This window comes from Xanthomonas bonasiae, from assembly GCF_017163705.1.
Lineage (GTDB): Bacteria > Pseudomonadota > Gammaproteobacteria > Xanthomonadales > Xanthomonadaceae > Xanthomonas_A > Xanthomonas_A bonasiae.
Map to the genome: position 1 here is coordinate 14151 of NZ_JAFIWB010000035.1, position 16832 is coordinate 30982.

General features: G+C 67.9%; 7 protein-coding genes. All 7 read right to left on the minus strand.

Translation table 11 applies throughout. From position 1 onward, the window contains the following. Positions 1 to 19: 19 nt before the first annotated feature. On the minus strand, positions 20 to 2920 hold the full coding sequence (locus JR064_RS20900) for a TIM-barrel domain-containing protein (protein ID WP_206231012.1): 2901 nt from the start codon (positions 2918 to 2920) through the stop codon (positions 20 to 22). Positions 2921 to 2973: 53 nt separating this feature from the next. Beyond that, entirely contained in the window at positions 2974 to 4695 is a 1722-nt protein-coding gene (locus JR064_RS20905) for a DUF5597 domain-containing protein (protein ID WP_425510322.1), read from the minus strand. An 11-nt stretch (positions 4696 to 4706) separates the two neighbouring features. Further along, the gene (locus JR064_RS20910; protein WP_206231014.1) at positions 4707 to 6638 is read right to left on the minus strand and encodes a sialate O-acetylesterase; all 1932 of its coding nucleotides are present in this window, start codon (positions 6636 to 6638) and stop codon (positions 4707 to 4709) included. Positions 6639 to 6752: 114 nt separating this feature from the next. Further along, positions 6753 to 8978 carry a cellulase gene (locus JR064_RS20915; protein WP_206231015.1) on the minus strand — a complete coding sequence of 742 codons (2226 nt, stop codon included), beginning with the start codon at positions 8976 to 8978 and terminating at the stop codon, positions 6753 to 6755. A 143-nt stretch (positions 8979 to 9121) separates the two neighbouring features. Next, entirely contained in the window at positions 9122 to 11854 is a 2733-nt protein-coding gene (locus JR064_RS20920) for a TonB-dependent receptor (RefSeq protein ID WP_206231016.1), read from the minus strand. Positions 11855 to 12245: 391 nt separating this feature from the next. Beyond that, a complete protein-coding gene (locus JR064_RS20925; protein ID WP_206231017.1) occupies positions 12246 to 15092 on the minus strand; it encodes a TonB-dependent receptor in 2847 nt (948 codons plus the stop codon). 451 nt (positions 15093 to 15543) lie between these two features. Further along, positions 15544 to 16503 (minus strand): LysR substrate-binding domain-containing protein, encoded by a 960-nt coding sequence (locus tag JR064_RS20930; protein ID WP_206231018.1) that lies wholly within the window; start codon positions 16501 to 16503, stop codon positions 15544 to 15546. Positions 16504 to 16832: the final 329 nt, after the last annotated feature.

Here is a 16832-nt window from a genome sequence, read left to right on the forward strand (position 1 = left end):
TTGCCGCGCACCTCGGCCATCACTTCGCCTTGCTGCCCTTGTTGCGCTTGGCGCCCTTCGCCGCCTTGCGCGCGACGCTCAGGCTCTTGCCGCTGTATTGCACGCTGGCGTCGGCCTTGGGCTCCAGCGCCCCGGTCTCCTCGCGCACGCCATCGACGAAGCGCACGTTGATGGTGCGCTTGGCCAGCATGCCCGGCCAGCTGCCCTCGCGCGCGCCGATGGTCAGCACGCCCTTGGCCTGGTTCCAGCTCAGCGGAATGCGGCTGAACTCGCCCTTCTCGTAGCCATAGCCCTTGCCGTCGTCCTCGTACAGCGAGAACTGGCCGTCGGCGCCGGTGTAGACGACCACGGTCAGCGGCGCGTTCGGCACCTCGTCCACGTATTGCTGCACGGTGGTGGTGGGCACGATGGCCCCGGCGCGCACGAACAGCGGCATGCGCTCCAGCGGCGCGGCGGCGTCGATGCTCTGGCCGCCGTCGTAGCGCTTGCCGCTGTTGAAGTCGATCCACGAGGTCCCGGCCGGCAGGTAGACCTGGCGCGAGGTGGCGCCGAAACGGGTCACCGGCGCGACCAGGAAGGCCGGCCCGAACAGGTACTCGTCGTTGATGTCGGCGACCTTGGGATCGTGCGGGAAGTCCATCGGCAGGCCGCGCATCATCACCCCGTCGTGGTGATAGGTATCGCCGGCGAGCGTGTAGATGTACGGCAACAGCGCATACCGCAGGCGGCTGTAGTACGCCATGCTCGCATAGTACGGCGTGCCTTCCGGGGCGATGTTCCAGATCTCGCGGAACGGGAACTGGCCGTGCGAGCGGAACAGCGGCACGAACGCGCCGAACTGGAACCAGCGCGTGTTGAGCTCGCGCCATTCGCTCTGGTGCGCCGGGTCCTGGTCCTCGTAGCGCTTCTCCACCGCGAAACCGCCGATGTCGAAGGTCCAGTTCGGCAGGCCGGACATGGAGACGTTGACGCCGGCGGAGATCTGGTCGCGCATGTCGTCCCAGCGCGAGACGATGTCGCCGCTCCACACCGCCACCGCATTGCGCTGGGTGCCGGCATAGCCCTTGCGCGAGAGGATGAACACGCGCTTGCCGTCGGCGGCGCGGTCGCCGGCATAGACGCCGTGGGTGTGCGGCAACGGGTAGGAATTGAAGAACTCGGTGGACGGGCCGAGCGCGGTCGGCGTGGTGCGCGCCTTGCGCTCGCCGATGTCCAGGTTGGAGTGCACGTCCGGCTCGTCGGCATCCATCCACCACGCATCGAAGCCCTTGCTGTTGAGCTTGTCGTTGATCTGCCGCCAGTAGATCGCCTGCGCGTCGGCCGAATACGGGTCGTAGAACGAGTTCTTGTAGCCCTTGCCGATCCAGTCCAGTTCGCCGACTTCGACGTTGCGCCTGTACATGTGCCCGGCGGCGTCGAGTTCCTTGTAGTTGGCGGTGGTCGGATAGAACTTCGGCCAGATCGAGATCATGATCTGCGCGTGCATGTCGTGCACCGACTTGACCATGCCATCCGGATCGGGGAAGTGGGCCTTGTCGAAGTCGTGCGAACCCCACGCGTTCTCCGGCCAGTACGACCAGTCGAGCACGATGTTGTCGATCGGCAGCTTGCGCTTGCGGTACTCGGCCAGCGCGGCGACCAGTTCGTCCTGGCTCTTGTAGCGCTCGCGGCTCTGCCAGAAACCGTAGGCCCACTTCGGCAGCAGCACCGCCTTGCCGGTCAGTTCGCGATAGCCGGCGATGACCTGGTCGGCGTCGGCGCCGGCGACGAAGTAGTAGTCGATCATCTGTCCGGCCTCGGACCACAGCGACAGGTCCTTGGCCTCGGCCGCCGGCAGCGGGTCGCGGTGCAGCAGCGCGATGTAGCTTGGATCGATCAGGTCCCACTCGACCTTGATCTTGTGGCGCTGGCCCGGCTGCAGCGCGAGGGTGAACTCGTTGTGCCACGGGTTCCAGTTCTGGCGCCAGCGGTCGACCACCAGCTTGCCGTCGACCCACAGCTTGGCGTACTCGCTGGAGTACAGCGAGAAGCTGTGCTCGCCGCCGCTCCTGGCCTCGATCTCGCCTTCCCAGCTGACCTGCATGCGGCTCTTGTCGCTGGGCTTGGCCTTGGCCGGGAACTTGGCCAGGTCCTTGATGTACTGGTAGTTGAGCTCCTTCTCGCGGCGCTCCAGCACCTGCTTGCCGTTGACCGAATAACGCGCGGTCAGCGCGCCCGGCTTGCCCTTGGCGTCGTACAGCTTCAGCGACGCCGGCAGCGGCTGCAGGCCGCGCGGGTCGCCCATGCGGGTGATCGAATTGTTGTCCCACAGGATGCCGTAGTTGCGGCTGGACACCAGGTACGGCACCGCCAGGTCGATATTGCTCTGCAGCAGTTCGACGTTGTGGCCCTTCTGGTTCATCCAGCCCTGCTGGTGCTGGCCGAAGCCGTAGAAGGCCTCGTCGTCGGGCGAGGCGAAGCGCTGGCGCGTGCTCAGATAGGATTTGCCCTCCACCTTCAGCGGCGCGAAGCTGCGCCCGCCCGCCACTTCCGCCAGCAGCGGCTTGCCGTCGGCATCGGCGAAACTGACATGGCCGTCGCGCGTGGACACCTGCGCGGTGACCTTGGCGGTCTTGATCCGCACCGTGTCGCCCTGCTCGTCGAACTGGTAGGCGGTGTCGCCCTGTACCGGCACCCGCATCAGGCTCGGGGTGCGCTTGAAATCGCCGTCCGGATCGGCGCTGACGCGGATGATGCCGCTGTCCACCACCTGCAGCCGTACCGGCGCGGCGCCCTTGGCGCTGGGACGCACGGTGACGCCATCGGCGTCCTTCTTCACTTCCTGCGCATTCGCGCCGGCGGCGAGCAGCGCCAGCGACAAGGCCAGCAGGCGCGGCAGCGGCTTCATCGCCAGGCGGACGGGACGGTTCGCGTTGTACATGTTCACTCCCTCTGTAGCGGGTGACGGCGCCGCACGCTGGCGGCGCCGAGGTGTCAGTAGGTGGCCAGCTTGATCTTCAGCAATTGCGGCACATCGGAGAAATTGACGCCGTAGTCGGTCTGATCGCCGTTCCAGTTGCGCTGGAACTTCCACTGCGTGTCATCGTAGAAGCCTTCCTCGACGCGGTCGTAGACCATGTTGGCGGTCGCTTCGCTGGCCGGGTGCAGGTTCACCCGCACGTGGTAGCCGGTGACCAGGAATTCGTCCGGGCCCAGTTCGGCGATCAGCGCCGCGCCGGTCGGCTCGGGATTGCCGGGCGGCGTGCCCTTGAACCAGAACTGCGGCACGCCGTAGGTGATGGTCGCGCTCCAGCGCGCGTTGAGCCGCAGCTCCTGCACCGGCTGGCCGGGTTCCTCGGCGGTGCCGTGCAGCTTGCCTTCGGAGGCGGCCTTGGCGAACGGGCGCATGCCCATGCCCACCGCCTTGAAGCCCAGCGCGAACGGCGCCATGGTCGGCTCGTCCACCTTCTTGGCGCCCAGCGGCCAGTTCGAATAACCGCTGTAGTCGATGCCGAAAGTCGACCAGCCGATGCCGTCGTGGCCGAGCGCGGCGTACAGGTAACGTGCGTATTCGGGCCGGTTGCCGGTCTCGGCGACGAACAGCGGGTTGTCCGGCCGCGCGTAGCGATCGAGCACGGTGATGTACGGCGTGTAGTCGGGCAGGTAGATGTCCGGCGCCAGCAGGTCGATGTGCGGCGCAGCGGCCTTCCACACGTCGAGCACGTTGTCGGTGGGACCGCCGCTGGCGTACTGGCCGGGCTGGCCGGGATTGAACGGACCGCGCAGTGCCGCGTTGACGTACATCGGCAACGGGTATTCGGCCTTGCCGGCCGCGGCCACCTGGTCGATGAAGTGGCCGATATGCCAGGCGTGGAAGAACTCGTCGGCGTCGGCGCCGAACACCTGGGCCCAGGTGCCGGGCTGCTTGCCCAGTTTCTGCAGCAGCGCCTCGGGCACCGGTCCGTCGAAGGCTTTCTGCGCCAGCGGCGAGAAATCGCGCACGCTGCCGTAGGTGCCCGGCTCGTTCTCCGGCTGCACCATCAGCACGGTGCGCTGCGGGTCGGCCTGCTTGAGGTGCTTCATGAACGCGACGAAGGCCTTGCGATCGGCGTCCAGCGTGGCCGGCGCCAGCGGCGACAGCGACCCCAGCGCCTTGCCGTCGCGGGTGACGACCCGCGGGAAACGCACGTTGTCGGTCTTGACCCAGTGCGGCGTATAGGCCGGCCCGTTGTTCTTCCAGGTGCCGAACCACAGCAGCACCAGCCGCACCTTGTGCGCGCGCGCCTGCGCCAGCAGCGTATCGACGAAGGAGAAATCGAACTTGCCCTCCTCCGGTTCCACCTGCTCCCAGGCGATCGGCACCTGCACGGTGTTGGGGCCAAGGAACTGCATCGCCGGCCACACCTTTTCCAGGGCGGCGGGATAGTTGCTGGAATTGTTGACCTGCGCGCCGAGAATCAGGAACGGCGCGCCATCCACCAGCAGCGCGTGCTTGCCGTCCTTGCTGACCAGCTGCGGGATCGGCGCCGGCGCCGCCGGTGCAACGCTGGCCTGGTCGGCAGCGGGCTTGGCCGCGCCAGGCTTGGCCGCAGCGGCGTCGGGCGGCGCCTGCTCGGGCGCGCACGCCGCCAGGCCAAGCGCGAACGTGGCGGCCAGCAGCGGGTGCCAGCGGCGGCGTGCGAGGAACGTGCGGGAAGCGAGGGAATGCATGCGGATAGGACTCCGTGTCACCAGGTATCGGTTCGGAAGGGGGAAACGGGCAACTGCTCGCGGTTGACCAGGTTGGCCTCGGCCGGGTTTTCGCTCCAGGCATAGCGCACCGCCTGCGGTTGCGCCACTTCGGCGCTTTCGACCACCACCACCCGGTCGCCGTCGATGCGCGCCTGCGCCGGATGGAAGCGGCGGTCGGCGCCGGCCACGCTGAAACCGTGCAGCTGCGCGGCACCACCGCGTATCGCCAGCGCACTGCCCATCGGATCGAAACGCAACGCGACCGCATGCCGGCCGAACTCGGCCTGCGCGAATACCGGCGCGCTGTAGACCAGCTGTTCGCCATAGGCCACATGCCGCGCCGCCAGCGCGAGGCGATGGCCGACGTCCTGCTTGTTGGTCGGATGGATGTCGCCGGGCGTGCCGATGTCGATGGTCACCGCCTGCGCGGTCGCCGGCAGCGCCAAGGTCCTGGACTGCGATTCGCGCAGCTGCGCCCACGGGCTGAGGTCGCCCTTGTCGGAGCCTGCCTGGAAGTTGGCCAGCTGCACCCACAGGAACGGCAACTGCGGCTGTGCGCGTTCCTCGCGCCAGCTGCGGATCAGGGTCGCGAACTGCTCGCGGTAGCGCAGCGCGCCGCCTTCGTAGGCATTGCTCTCGCCCTGGTACCAGATCACGCCCTTGAGCGGAAACGGCTGCAGTGGATGGATCATGCGGTTGTACAGCAGCGTCGGCTGCTGGTTCCTGCCGTCGTCCAGCGTCACGCTCACCTTGGCCGGACGGAATTTCCATTCCGGCAACGGGCGCTTCGTGCCGTCGCCGAGTTGCACGAAGCGTTCGCTGTCGTCGCCGTGCAGGCCGCCACCGCCGCTGAGGTCGGTCACCTGCACCGCGATGCGGTTGACTCCGGCGTGCAGCGCCGCCGCGGGCACGCGGTACACGCGCGGCAGGTTCCAGCGCTGCTCGGTATGCCCGACCGGCTGGCCGTTGACGTAGGTGATGTCCGAGTCGTCGACCTGGCCGACCCCCAGGGTGATGCCGGCCTCGGCCTCCTCCGCGCTGAGGGTGAAGGCGGTGCGGTACCAGGCGATGCCGTCCATGCCGTCGTAGCCGCTGGCCTCCCAGTTGCGATCGACCGCAATCCGGTCCCAGTCGCTGTCGTCCAGGTCGGCGGCGCGCCATTGTTCGGCGCCATCGGCCACCGCCGGCCAGCGCGCGATGCGCTGCCGCACCGCGGCCAGGGTCTGCGCGTCCTTGGCCTGCAGCGCGGCGATGCTGTGCTCGGTCTGCGCGGCATCCATGCCCAGCGCTGCGGCATCCATCCACGCCTCGATCGCGCTGCCGCCCCAGCTGCTGTCGACGATGCCGATCGGCACCCCGGTGCTCCTGCGCAACTCGCGCGCGAAGAAATAGCCGACCGCGGAAAACGCGCCGGCGTCCTGCGGCGTGGCGGCCTTCCATTCGCCGCCGGCCAGCTGTCGCTGCGGCTGCGGCGACCACGACTTGGGCACCTTGAAATGACGCAACTGCGGATCGTTCGCCGCGGCCACCTCGCGCGCGCCGTCGCGCGCCTGCGCCAGCGGCCACTCCATGTTGGACTGGCCGCTGGCCAGCCACACGTCGCCGACCAGCACGTCGCCGAGACGGCGTTGCGCACCGTCGCCCTGCACCTCCAAGACATACGGCCCTCCGGCCGCATGCGCCGGCAGCTGCGCCTGCCAGCGCCCGTCCGCGGCGGCGACGGCGGTCGCCGCGGCACCGTCCAGGCGCACCTGGATGCGCGCGCCCGGCGTGGCCCAGCCCCACACGCGCATCGGCACATCGCGTTGCAGCACCGCGCCGTCGGCGAACAGCAACGGCAGTTGCAACTCCGCCCAGGCCGATGCGGGCAGTGCCGCCAGCGCCAAGGCGGCCAGCCAGTACAGACAACGGGTCGAGCGTGCGTTCATCGGATCGTTCCTGCATCGGTCGTTGCCGCCGGCGGCGCGCACGGCAACAGGGAAGCCAGCGCAGCGCCCGCGCAGGCGCGCGCACGGCCGCATGCAACGCGCTGGCCGCGCGGACTACGGCGCATCGCCATAGAAGATGCCTCGGCCGCCGGTGGCGAAGTAGACGCGGCCGACCACGCGCGGGTCGCCGGTGACGGCGTAGGGGCGGCCGAACCGGTGCGCGTCGTCGTCGATGCGCTGCCAGCGGTGGCCTTCGTCCTCGGAGCGGAACAGCCCGCCGACGCCGTCCACGGTACCGGCAAGGAACAGCATCGGCGGCGCACCCTCGCGCGGCGCCCGGCCCAGGCCCAGCGAGCGCGCTTCCTGCACGTTCGACAGCACCTGCAGCCTGCCGTCCTGCCAGCGCAGCACCCCGTGGCTGGGGCTGGCCAGGTAGACCACGCCGGCGCGCAGCGGATCCGGGCGCAGCTGCGGGCGGGTGCGCTCGGCAGCGGACGGCGCGCCGACCTGGACGCCGCTGTCGCGAAACCGGCGGCCGCCGTCCTCGCTGAGAAAGAAACGGCCGCTGGCCGCATCCACCGCGTACCAGCGCTGCGGATCAACCCGGTCGGCCTCGATCAGCAAGCTGCCCGAGGAACCTTCCACACGCTGCCACTGCCGGCCCCAATCGTCGCTGGCCCAGGCGCTGCCGCCGTTGCGCGGCGACCAGATCACGCGGCTGCCGTCGGCGTTGATCGCGATATGCCCGGCGCCCTCGCCCACCGGCGGCTCGCTGGCGAATGCCGTCCAGTTGGCGCCGCCATCGCGCGACCATGCCGCGCGAGCCTCGCCGTTGCGCCGCTCGCGCAACGTACCGCTGCGCACCACCAACTGCGGCGCCTGGCCGGCGGCATCGATGCTCTCGCCGTTGGTCAGGCGCGGCCCGGCGAACTGCGACTGCGCGCGGTCCAGGGTGTCGTGGCGGAAGCCATCGATGTCGCCGAGCGCGCTCAGCAAGTGCGCGCCTTGCGCCGGGCTGAGCAGGTCCAGCGGCACCGTTTCCTCCAGCCCGGCGTCGGCGAACCACCACTGCACCACGCCATCGGCGGCATCGAACGCGCGCAGGTTGCGCGAGGCCCAGACGCCGTAGCCGGTGACGAACAGCGCGCGATCGCTGTCGAACGGATCGATCGCCAGCGACGCCATCCAGTGTGGGCGCGCCTGCGCGGTCCACGGCGCCGCGTCGTGCGCGAAGCGCGAGCGCGGGAACAGCGGTGCCCAGCTGCGTCCGCCATCGGTGCTGCGGTAGATGTCGTCGCCCGGCTGGTAGCGGCGGAACGTGCTGGCGATCAGCGTGTCCGGCCGGCGCGGGTCCACCGCCACCGCGCCCCAACCGAAGCCCGGCCCGCTGCGCGGTTGCGGCACCGGGGTGATGTCGGTCCAGCGCGCCGCGGCCGGCTCGTACTTCCAGACCGCGCCGTCGGCCATCAGGTCCGGACCCGGCTGGTCGCCGTAGCTGAGGTAGTAGATGCCGGCGCTGGAACGCACCATGTGGCTGGGGCGCAATCCGGTCGGCTGCCCCGGCACCGGCCGCCAGCTGCGCCCGCCGTCCGCGGACTCGAACAGGCTCTGTTCCGGCGTGGACACGCCAACGTAGATCCGCTGCGACGCGCCACCGCTGGCGGCGCTGGCCGGGTCGAACAGCACGAAGGCGATGCCCACCTGCTGGCGACGTCCGGCATGGTTCACCGCGCTGGCCGACGGCCCGGTGGCCACCGCCGGAAACGACTGCACCCGCTGCCAGTGCGCGCCGCGGTCGGCGCTGCGCCATAGGCCGGCATCGCGCGAACCGAGCAGCAACACGCGGCCGTCGTTGGGGTCGACGGCGAGCCGTTCGCCGTTGCCGCGGCCCAGTTCGTTGCCGCCCAGCCTGAACGGCAGATCGGTGCGCACGAAGCGGCGCCCCTGGTCGTGCGAACGCAGGATCGCGGCGTTGCCGGCGCGCTCGTGCAGATAGGTGCCCGCGGCCAGGTACAGCGCCTGCGGATCGTGCGGGTCGATCGCGAACGCATCGATGCCCATCAGGTTCTGGTCGGCCGGCCCGAGCCAGTCGGTCAAGGCGACCCAGTGCGCGGACGCGGCGTCCCAGCGGTAGGCGCCGCCGACGTCGGTGCGCGCATACAGCAGCCCCTGCTGCGCCGGGTGGAACAGCAGGCCGCTGACGAAACCGCCGCCGCCGATGGCGACGCTGCGGAACTGGTAAGGCACTGGCGGCGCCGCGAGCACCGGAACCGCGCCGCACAGCAAGACCAGCAGCAGCGCCAGCCAGGCCGAACGCAGCCGCCCGGCACGCTGCGACATGCCGGGCAGTGCGTCGGATCCTAGCAAGCGATGTTGCCGCATCGTGCGCCCTACTCCGAGTGCAACCGACGGCCACGCCGTCGGCAGGAAAACCCCCGCTCCGGCCACGCTGCGCGCGCCGGAGCGGATCGACCGCGCCGTGCTCAGAAGCTGGCGCGCAGGGTCAGGCCGTAACGACGGTCGTTGATCACGAAGTCGCGGTAACGCGATTCCACGCCCAGGTAGCTCTCGTTGCGGGTATCCAGCAGATTGACCCCATCCACCGACACCGACCATACGTCGTCGATGTTGTAGCGCACCGACGCGTCCAGCTGACCGAAGCCCTTGTTGTACACCGGCAGATTGCCGGTGCCGTTGCCGGCCGTGGTCACCAGCCAGTCGCTGCGCCAGTTGTAGGCCACGCGCGCCTGGAAGCGCGACATCTCGTAGCTGAGGATCAGGTTGTAGCTGTTCTTGGACAGGCCCTGCAACGGCACCGTCAGCGCCTGGCCGTTGGTGTCGGTGGCGGTCGGGCTCGGCGCCTCGCTGTCCACGTAGGTGTAGTTGGCCTGCAGGCCGAAGCCGCTCAGCCAGCCCGGCAGGAAGTCGAAGAACTGGGTATAGCCCAGCTCCGCGCCCTTGATCCGGCCGTCCTTGCCGTTGACCGGGCGGGTGATCTCCCAGGTCTGGCCGCCATAGACCTCCTCGAACACGGCATCGGCGATGAAACCGTCGACCTTCTTGTAGAACACCGTGCCGTACATCATCGAACCCTTGCCGAAGTACCACTCCAGCGCGGTATCGAACTGGTCGGCCTTCATCGGCCGCAGGTCCGGATTGCCGGCCGAACCGGTGCGGCGGGTGGTGCCGTCGTTGCCGGTGGCGGTGCCCAGGCTCAGGTTCGGATTGAGTTCGTTGAGATCCGGACGCGAGATGCCGCGCGAGGCGGCGAAGCGCCACTGCAGCGTGTCGGTGAGCATCCACCGCAGATTCAGGCTCGGCAGCACGTCGGTGTAGGTCTGCTGCACGTCCACCGGCAGCAGGCCGCCGCCCTCGGCGTCGGTGCCGGTGCGCACGCCCTGCGAATCGACCTTGGTGCGCACGATGCGCAGGCCGATGTTGCCGTCGAACGGGATCGCGCCGCTGTCCACGCCGAAGCGCAGCACGCCGTAGGCGGCGTAGGTCTTCTCGCCCTGGCCGTTGATGTTGTTCGGCGCGAAGGTCAGCGGCGAGGCGCCGAACACCGACAACGCCTGCGCGTAGTTGTCGACCAGCGCGTCGGACGGAGTCAGCCTGGGGCCGAAGGTCTGCGAATCGCCGCGGAAGAAATCGGTGATCGGATTCTGCATCACCTGCGCGTCCGGGTACTGCGAGAACGGCGCGCCCAGGTACATGTAGCGCCACACGTTGCCCTTGTTCTGCGCATCGCGGTCGGTATAGCGCACGCCGGCCTTGAAGCTGCGCGCGAAACTGTCGTCGAACGCCAGGTCCATGTCGCTGCGCCAGGCGAACTCGGTTGCCTCGTTGTCGTCCTTGTTGTCCAGGTGGAACTTCCAGCCGCTGTAGTTGGCCTGGTCGGCCAGGTAGCCCGGGTTGCCGGCGGCATCGGTCACCGACAGGCGCGGCAGGTCGCCGCTAAAGTCGATGGTGTAGCGCGGCGTGGTGTCCATGCCGGTGCCGAGGATGTAGCGCGTGCCCTTGGTGGTGGCATCGATGTACTGGAAATCGGTGCTCAGGGTCAGGTTCGGCGATACCGTCCACTTGGCGCCCAGCGAGTAGTCGGTGGTCACCGAATGGCGCTCGGTCAGGCTGGTGTTGGAATCGGCCGGGGTGTTCTGGAACGTGCCGCTGACGAACTCGTTGCGGTCGTTGACCACGATATCGTCGTAGCCCTGCATCGGGTTCTGCCCGCTGTAGGCGAAGAACGAATAGTCGTGCCAGCGGAAATCGTAGTCCGAGCGCAGCACCTGCGCGGTGACCTCGACGTCGTCGTTCGGCCGCCACTGCAGCGCGAACGCGCCGGTCTTGCGCTTGCGCTCGCCGACCGTGGTGTTGGTGCCGGCGCCATGCGGCACCGAGATCTCCTGGCCTTCATAGCCCGGCAGATCGGTCTGCGTGTACCACGGCTCGATGGAGATGGTGTCCTGGCGGAACGGACTGGTCTGCTGCGAGTAGTTCACCAGCAGGCCGATCTCGCCGATGCCGGTCTGCCAGCGGTCGCTGTACATGCCCGAGAACGCCGGCTTGCTGTCGTCGGCCAGGTCGTAGTGGTTGTACTGCACGCTGCCGGCGATCTTGCGCCCGTCGTAGTCGAACGGCAGGCGCGTGCGCAGGTCGACGGTGCCGCCCAGGCCGCCTTCGATCATGTCCGCGGACGGATTCTTGTAGACGTTGACGCCGGCCAGCAGTTCGGCCGACACGTCTTCGAAGCTCAGGCCGCGGCCGTCGTTGGCGGTGAAGATGTCGCGGCCGTTGAGCTCGGTGCGGACCTGGGTCAGGCCGCGGATCGCGATGCTGCTGCCCTCGCCGTAGTTGCGCGCGATCTGCACGCCGGAAATGCGCTGCAGCGCCTCGGCGACGTTGTTGTCGGGCAGCTTGCCGATGTCCTCGGCCACGATCGAGTCGACGATCTGCTCGGAATTCTGCTTGACCAGCTGCGCCTTGGTCACACTGCTGCGGGTGCCGCTGACCTGCACCGTATCCAGCTGCGTGGTGGCGTCGTCGGCCTGCGCAGGCGCGGCCTGCTCGGCTTGCTGGGCCTGCGCGGCGGACGCGGCGACCAGCGCGGCGACGGCCAGGGCGATGGCGGAGCGGCGGACGCCGCGGCCGGAAATCGAACGGGTAGAACGGAGCGCCACGGTCCGCGCAGGCGGACAATGGCTATGGGGCGCTGACATGGTGCTTCCCTCCCAGGACACATGTACAAACGATTCGGCGATCGTGCCAAGGGCAACGTCGCCGTTTCTAAGTTGTCCGGCCGCACCTGCCGAAATGGGATGCTGGCCGCAAGTCGGACACGAGCGGGGTTGCCGCAGCGCGCACGCGATCGGAGACGATCACGACTCGGGCCTGAGAATAGGTTGCAGTCACCATGCCATCCAATGAAATATTTACAGTTAGCTATATGTTTTCCACATACGAAAAGCGAGTCCGCCTGTAAACAGCCGCATACCGCCGTTGCGCAGGCTGTTTCGTTTCGGCGCGACGCCGACCGCATCCGCAACGCCATAAAAAAAGCCCGCATGCGTCGCGCATGCGGGCCGAGGACAGCGTCCTGGCGAACGTCGCTTACCAGTTGGCGCGCAGCACCAGCGAATAGCGGCGGTCGTTGACGAACCAGCTGCGCGTGTACAGGTGGTTGTCGACCTCGCCGTCGGCATAGGAGGTCGGCCCCATCAACACCTTGGTCACGGTATTGGTCAGGTTGTTGGCCTGGACACCGAGCTGCAGATGCGGGGTGAAGCGATAGAACACCGAAGCGTCGAGCTGGCCGTAGTCGTCCGACCAGGTCGGCAGCTTGGTCGCCACGTCGCTGGCGGTCAGCAGGTAGCGCGAACGCCAGTTGTAGGCCAGGCGTACCGACAACGGCCCCTTCTCGTAGATGCCGGCGAGGTTGTAGCTGCGCCGCGACAGGCCTTCCAGCGGCAGGCTCACACCGGTGACGGTGGTCTGCGTGTAGGGATCGGTCGCGGAATTGACGCCGCCGCTGCTGTCCACGAAGGTGAAGTTGGCATTGACGCCGAAGCCGCTCAGCCAGCCCGGCCACGAGTCGAAGAACTGCGTGTAGCCGTACTCGAAACCGCGGATGCGGCCCTTGGACATGTTGTACGGCCGCGTCACCAGCCAGTCCTGGCCACCGTAGGTCTCGGTGGTGGTCTGGGTGGAGAAGTAGTCCTTGACGCTCTTGTAGAACAGGGTCAGGTACATCATGTCGCTGGTGTCGAAATACCATTCCAGCGCGGTGTCGTACTGGTTGGCCTTCATCGGCTTGAGGTTCGGATTGCCCGCGGTGCCGGTCCACTTGGACACGGTGCCGTCCTCCTCGGTGGTCGCCGCCAGCAGCAGGTACGGCTGCAGCTGGGTGTAGTCCGGCCGCGCCATCGCCTTGGACGCGGCGATGCGCCACTGCAGCGCATCGGAGAACTTGAAGCGCATGTTGAAGCTCGGCAGCACGTTGGTATAACTGCCTTGCGCGTTGTTGGCGAAGAACTGCCCGGTGTACTGCGCCTTGAGCGCATCGGAGGCGGCGGTGGCCGACAGGTCGGGGAACTGGCCGTAGCCGGTGGCCTCGGTCTTGGTCTGCACGATGCGCACGCCGATGTTGCCGTCCACCGGCACGCCCAGCGCCTCGTCGTTGCCGAAGTACAGCACCGCGTAGGCCGCCTGGGTACGCTCGAACTGGCGGTTGGTGTCCTGCAACTGGTACTGGTCCGGCGCCCAGCCCCAGCCGCGCAGCGCCACAATCTGCTCGATCAGCTTGGAGGTGCCGGCATAGTCCTTGACCGCGGCATTGCTCGGGAAATACAGACTATTGGGCACGCTGATCTTGCCGCGGAACAGGTTCGAGTACGAATACAGCTGCGAGGACGAGGTCATGTAGCTGGCCAGGTCCGCCAGGCCGGTGCTGGTTTCGGGAATCGTCGCCCAGTTGTCGCTGATCACGCCCCAGTTGTAGCCGGAATTCTTGTTGGTCTGGGTGCGGTCGGTGGCGCGGATACCGGCGCGGAAGGTGCGCAGCCACGGGTTGTCGTCGTAGGTGTATTCCAGGTCGAAGCGCGTGGCCAGTTCGCGGCCGCGATTCTTCGCCAGGTGGTCCATCGCCGCGCTCCAGAAATAATTGGAGGGGTCGGAGGTATAGCTGGTATCGGCGATCGACACCGCCGGGTACTTGCCGCTCAGGTCGAAGGTCAGGCCCGGCAGGTAGACCGAACTGAACAGGGTGAAGTCCAGCGAATCGCTTTCCGACTGCACCAGTTGCATGTCGCCGCGCACGGTGAGGTTGCTGGTGAGCTTGTGGGTGAAACCGCCGGACAGGTCGGAGGTGGTGGTGCTCTGCTGCGCGTAGCGGTTGTCGGTGTAGAAGCGCACGCCATCGTTGCCAGTGACGTTGCCGCGCCAGGAACTGGACACCGGCGAGCCGCTGACGAAACGGCCGTCGGCGTCGTAGGTGAAGGTGGTGCCGGGGGCGGGACTGATCGCGTTGGTGTCGTCGTTGAAGAACGCCGCGCGCTCCTGCCAGTTCATGTCGTAGGTGGAGCGCATGTACTGCACGTAGATTTCGGTGTCGTCGCTGGGCCGCCACTGGAACGCCCCGGCCACGCCCTTGCGCTTGCGTTCGAAATCCAGCTGCCGCCAGTTGACGCCGCCGGGCACGTAGACCTTGTCGAAATCGGTGCCGGCCAGCAACGCCGCATCGGTGCGGCGCACGAACGGCTCCACCTGGATGCCGTCGCTGCGGGTGGCCAGTTCCGAATAGGCCACGTCCAGCATCAGCCCCATCTCGCCGACGCCGGTGTTCCAGCGATCGCTGAACAGGAACGAGCCGGACGGCTTGTAGGTCTTGCTGAAGTCGCCGTAGTTCTCGTCGGCGGTGAAGCCGATCACCCGGCCGGGCTGGTCGAACGGCATGCGCGTGCGCAGGTTGACCGTGCCGCCGAGGCCGCCTTCGATGATCTCAGCCGACGGGTTCTTGTACACGTCCACGCCGGCCATCAGTTCGGCCGGCACGTCCTCGAAGCTGAGTCCGCGGCCGCTGGCGGCGCTGAAGCTGTCGCGCCCGTTGAGCTCGCCGCGCACCTGGGTCATGCCGCGGATCATCACGCCGCTGCCTTCGGCGGAGAAATGGTCGGGGTCGTTGCGCGCCATGAAGTGGTCGATGGTCACGCCGCTGACCCGCTGCAGGGTCTCGGTGACGCTGCGGTCGGGCAGCGCGCCGATGTCCTCGGCGCTGACCGAATCGACGATCTGCTCGGCATCGTGCTTGATCGTCTGCGACTTGATCAGGCTGGCGCGCACGCCTTTGACCTCGATCGCGTCGAGCTGGGTCACCGGATCGGCGCTCTTCTTCTTGCTGCTGTCCTCGGCGTCCTGTGCCATCGCCTGCGCGCTCAACAACAGGCCGATGCTCAGCGCCATGGCCGAACGACGCAAAAGACAGGTAGTACGAACCGCTGCGGTCGGCGAGGCCGGACCACGGTAATGACGCGATGACATGATGTTTCCCTCCCAGGACACATGCACACACGGGTGACGGTCGCGCGTGCGCGCCGCCTTGCTGGTTGTGACGGCGGCAAGCCATGGCCCGCTGCCGTATCGCTAGGCGTGGCGGGCGTCGCAACCGAGCGACGCGCCGCGACATCGGTCACGATCGGCTGAGCCTAGAAGTGAATTTCGCGTTAAGCAAATGAAAAATTCACGCCAATCTATGTGCTTTTCGACTACCTGGACGGCACCACAAAACCACCTGGCGGACCAGGCAAAACGTAACCAGAACGTGACAATGCATGCCGCCAGATTCCACTCAACGGCACGTGTTCCATCGAGTCACCCTGCCCCGCACCAGCAGACGGTGTCCCTCGGACTTCGCTCAGCCCGGCGCCCGATCCGGATACAGGCGCTTGGCGGCGTTGCGCAGCGCCAGCAGGATGCGTTCGGCGCCCGGCGGCAGCATGTAGTCGCGGCGGCGGATGATGCCGAACGATTCCATCCGTACCCCCAGCGCGATCGGCAGCACGGTCAGCAGCTTGGCCTGCACGTACGGCGCCACCGCGTCGGCCGGCAGCGCCGCCAGCAGGTCGCTGCCGCGCAGCAGGCTGGTCATCACCGGCAACGACGAGGTCTCGATGACGTTCTGCGGGGTCGGCACGCCGTGCTCCATGAACATCGCGTCCAGCCGCGCGCGCAGCACGCTGTCCACCGGCGGCAGCACCCAGCCGTAGCGCGCCAGGTCGGCGTGGCGCAGGTCGGCGCGCGCCGACAGCGGATGCCCGGCGCGCGCCACCACCGAATGCGGCTCGTCGGCCAGCGGCTCGAACTCCAGCTCGTCGCCGCCATACGGGCCGAGGATGCGGCCGATGACGATGTCGAGCTGGCCGTCCAGCAGCCTGGCCACCAGCGGCCGGCTGTAGTCCATCTCCACCCGCACCAGGATGCCGGGGAACTCGCGCTTGACCTCGGCGATCGCCTGCGGCACCAGGTTGGTGCCCGGATTGACCACGGTGCCGATCGAGACCTGGCCCATGCGCCCCTCGCGCAGCGCGGCGATCTCCTCCTGCGCGCGGCCGATCTCCGACATCGCCGAACGCGCGCGGCGGATCAGCACCTGCCCGTACCAGGTCGGCTCCACCCCGCGCGCATGCCGCTCGAACAGCTTGACCCCGAGCAGGTCCTCCATTTCCGCCAGCAGCTTGGACGCCGCCGGCTGGGTCATGCTCGCCGCCTCGGCCGCGCGCAGCACCGAGCGATGCTCGTGCAATTGCAACAGCAGCAACAGATGCCGGGTCTTGAGGCGGGCGGCGTTGAACCAGGGATTGGCGGTAGCGGTCATAAGCGGAAAGCGTCCTGAGCGAGAAGATGCGTATTCACCACCGGAATAGCATATGTCTAAAATTTCATTTGCCGAGCATATCTTCACGCGCGCAGGCTATCGGCCAGTCGCGACTCCGGCCGCGACGCCGTCCCACCGCCACACCCGCCTCGTGAAGGCGCCGGCGCACCGCGCCAGCGTAGATGAGCAGGACGATCAGCCAGCGCACCGGTCGATGGCGCCCGCCCGTTCGTCGCCAACGGGACGGTCGCTCACCTGCGCGCCACTGCGGCCGCGCGATGACGACGTCGCAGTGGACGCCTTCCGCTCCACGCACGTTGCCAGGTAAG

Coding starts and splice junctions, on each gene's coding strand:
- JR064_RS20915 (WP_206231015.1), bottom strand. CDS start 8,978: ATGTCGCAGCGTGCCGGGCGGCTGCGTTCGGCCTGGCTGGCGCTGCTG.
- JR064_RS20925 (WP_206231017.1), bottom strand. CDS start 15,092: ATGGCGCTGAGCATCGGCCTGTTGTTGAGCGCGCAGGCGATGGCACAG.
- JR064_RS20920 (WP_206231016.1), bottom strand. CDS start 11,854: ATGTCAGCGCCCCATAGCCATTGTCCGCCTGCGCGGACCGTGGCGCTC.
- JR064_RS20930 (WP_206231018.1), bottom strand. CDS start 16,503: ATGACCGCTACCGCCAATCCCTGGTTCAACGCCGCCCGCCTCAAGACC.
- JR064_RS20900 (WP_206231012.1), bottom strand. CDS start 2,920: ATGTACAACGCGAACCGTCCCGTCCGCCTGGCGATGAAGCCGCTGCCG.
- JR064_RS20910 (WP_206231014.1), bottom strand. CDS start 6,638: ATGAACGCACGCTCGACCCGTTGTCTGTACTGGCTGGCCGCCTTGGCG.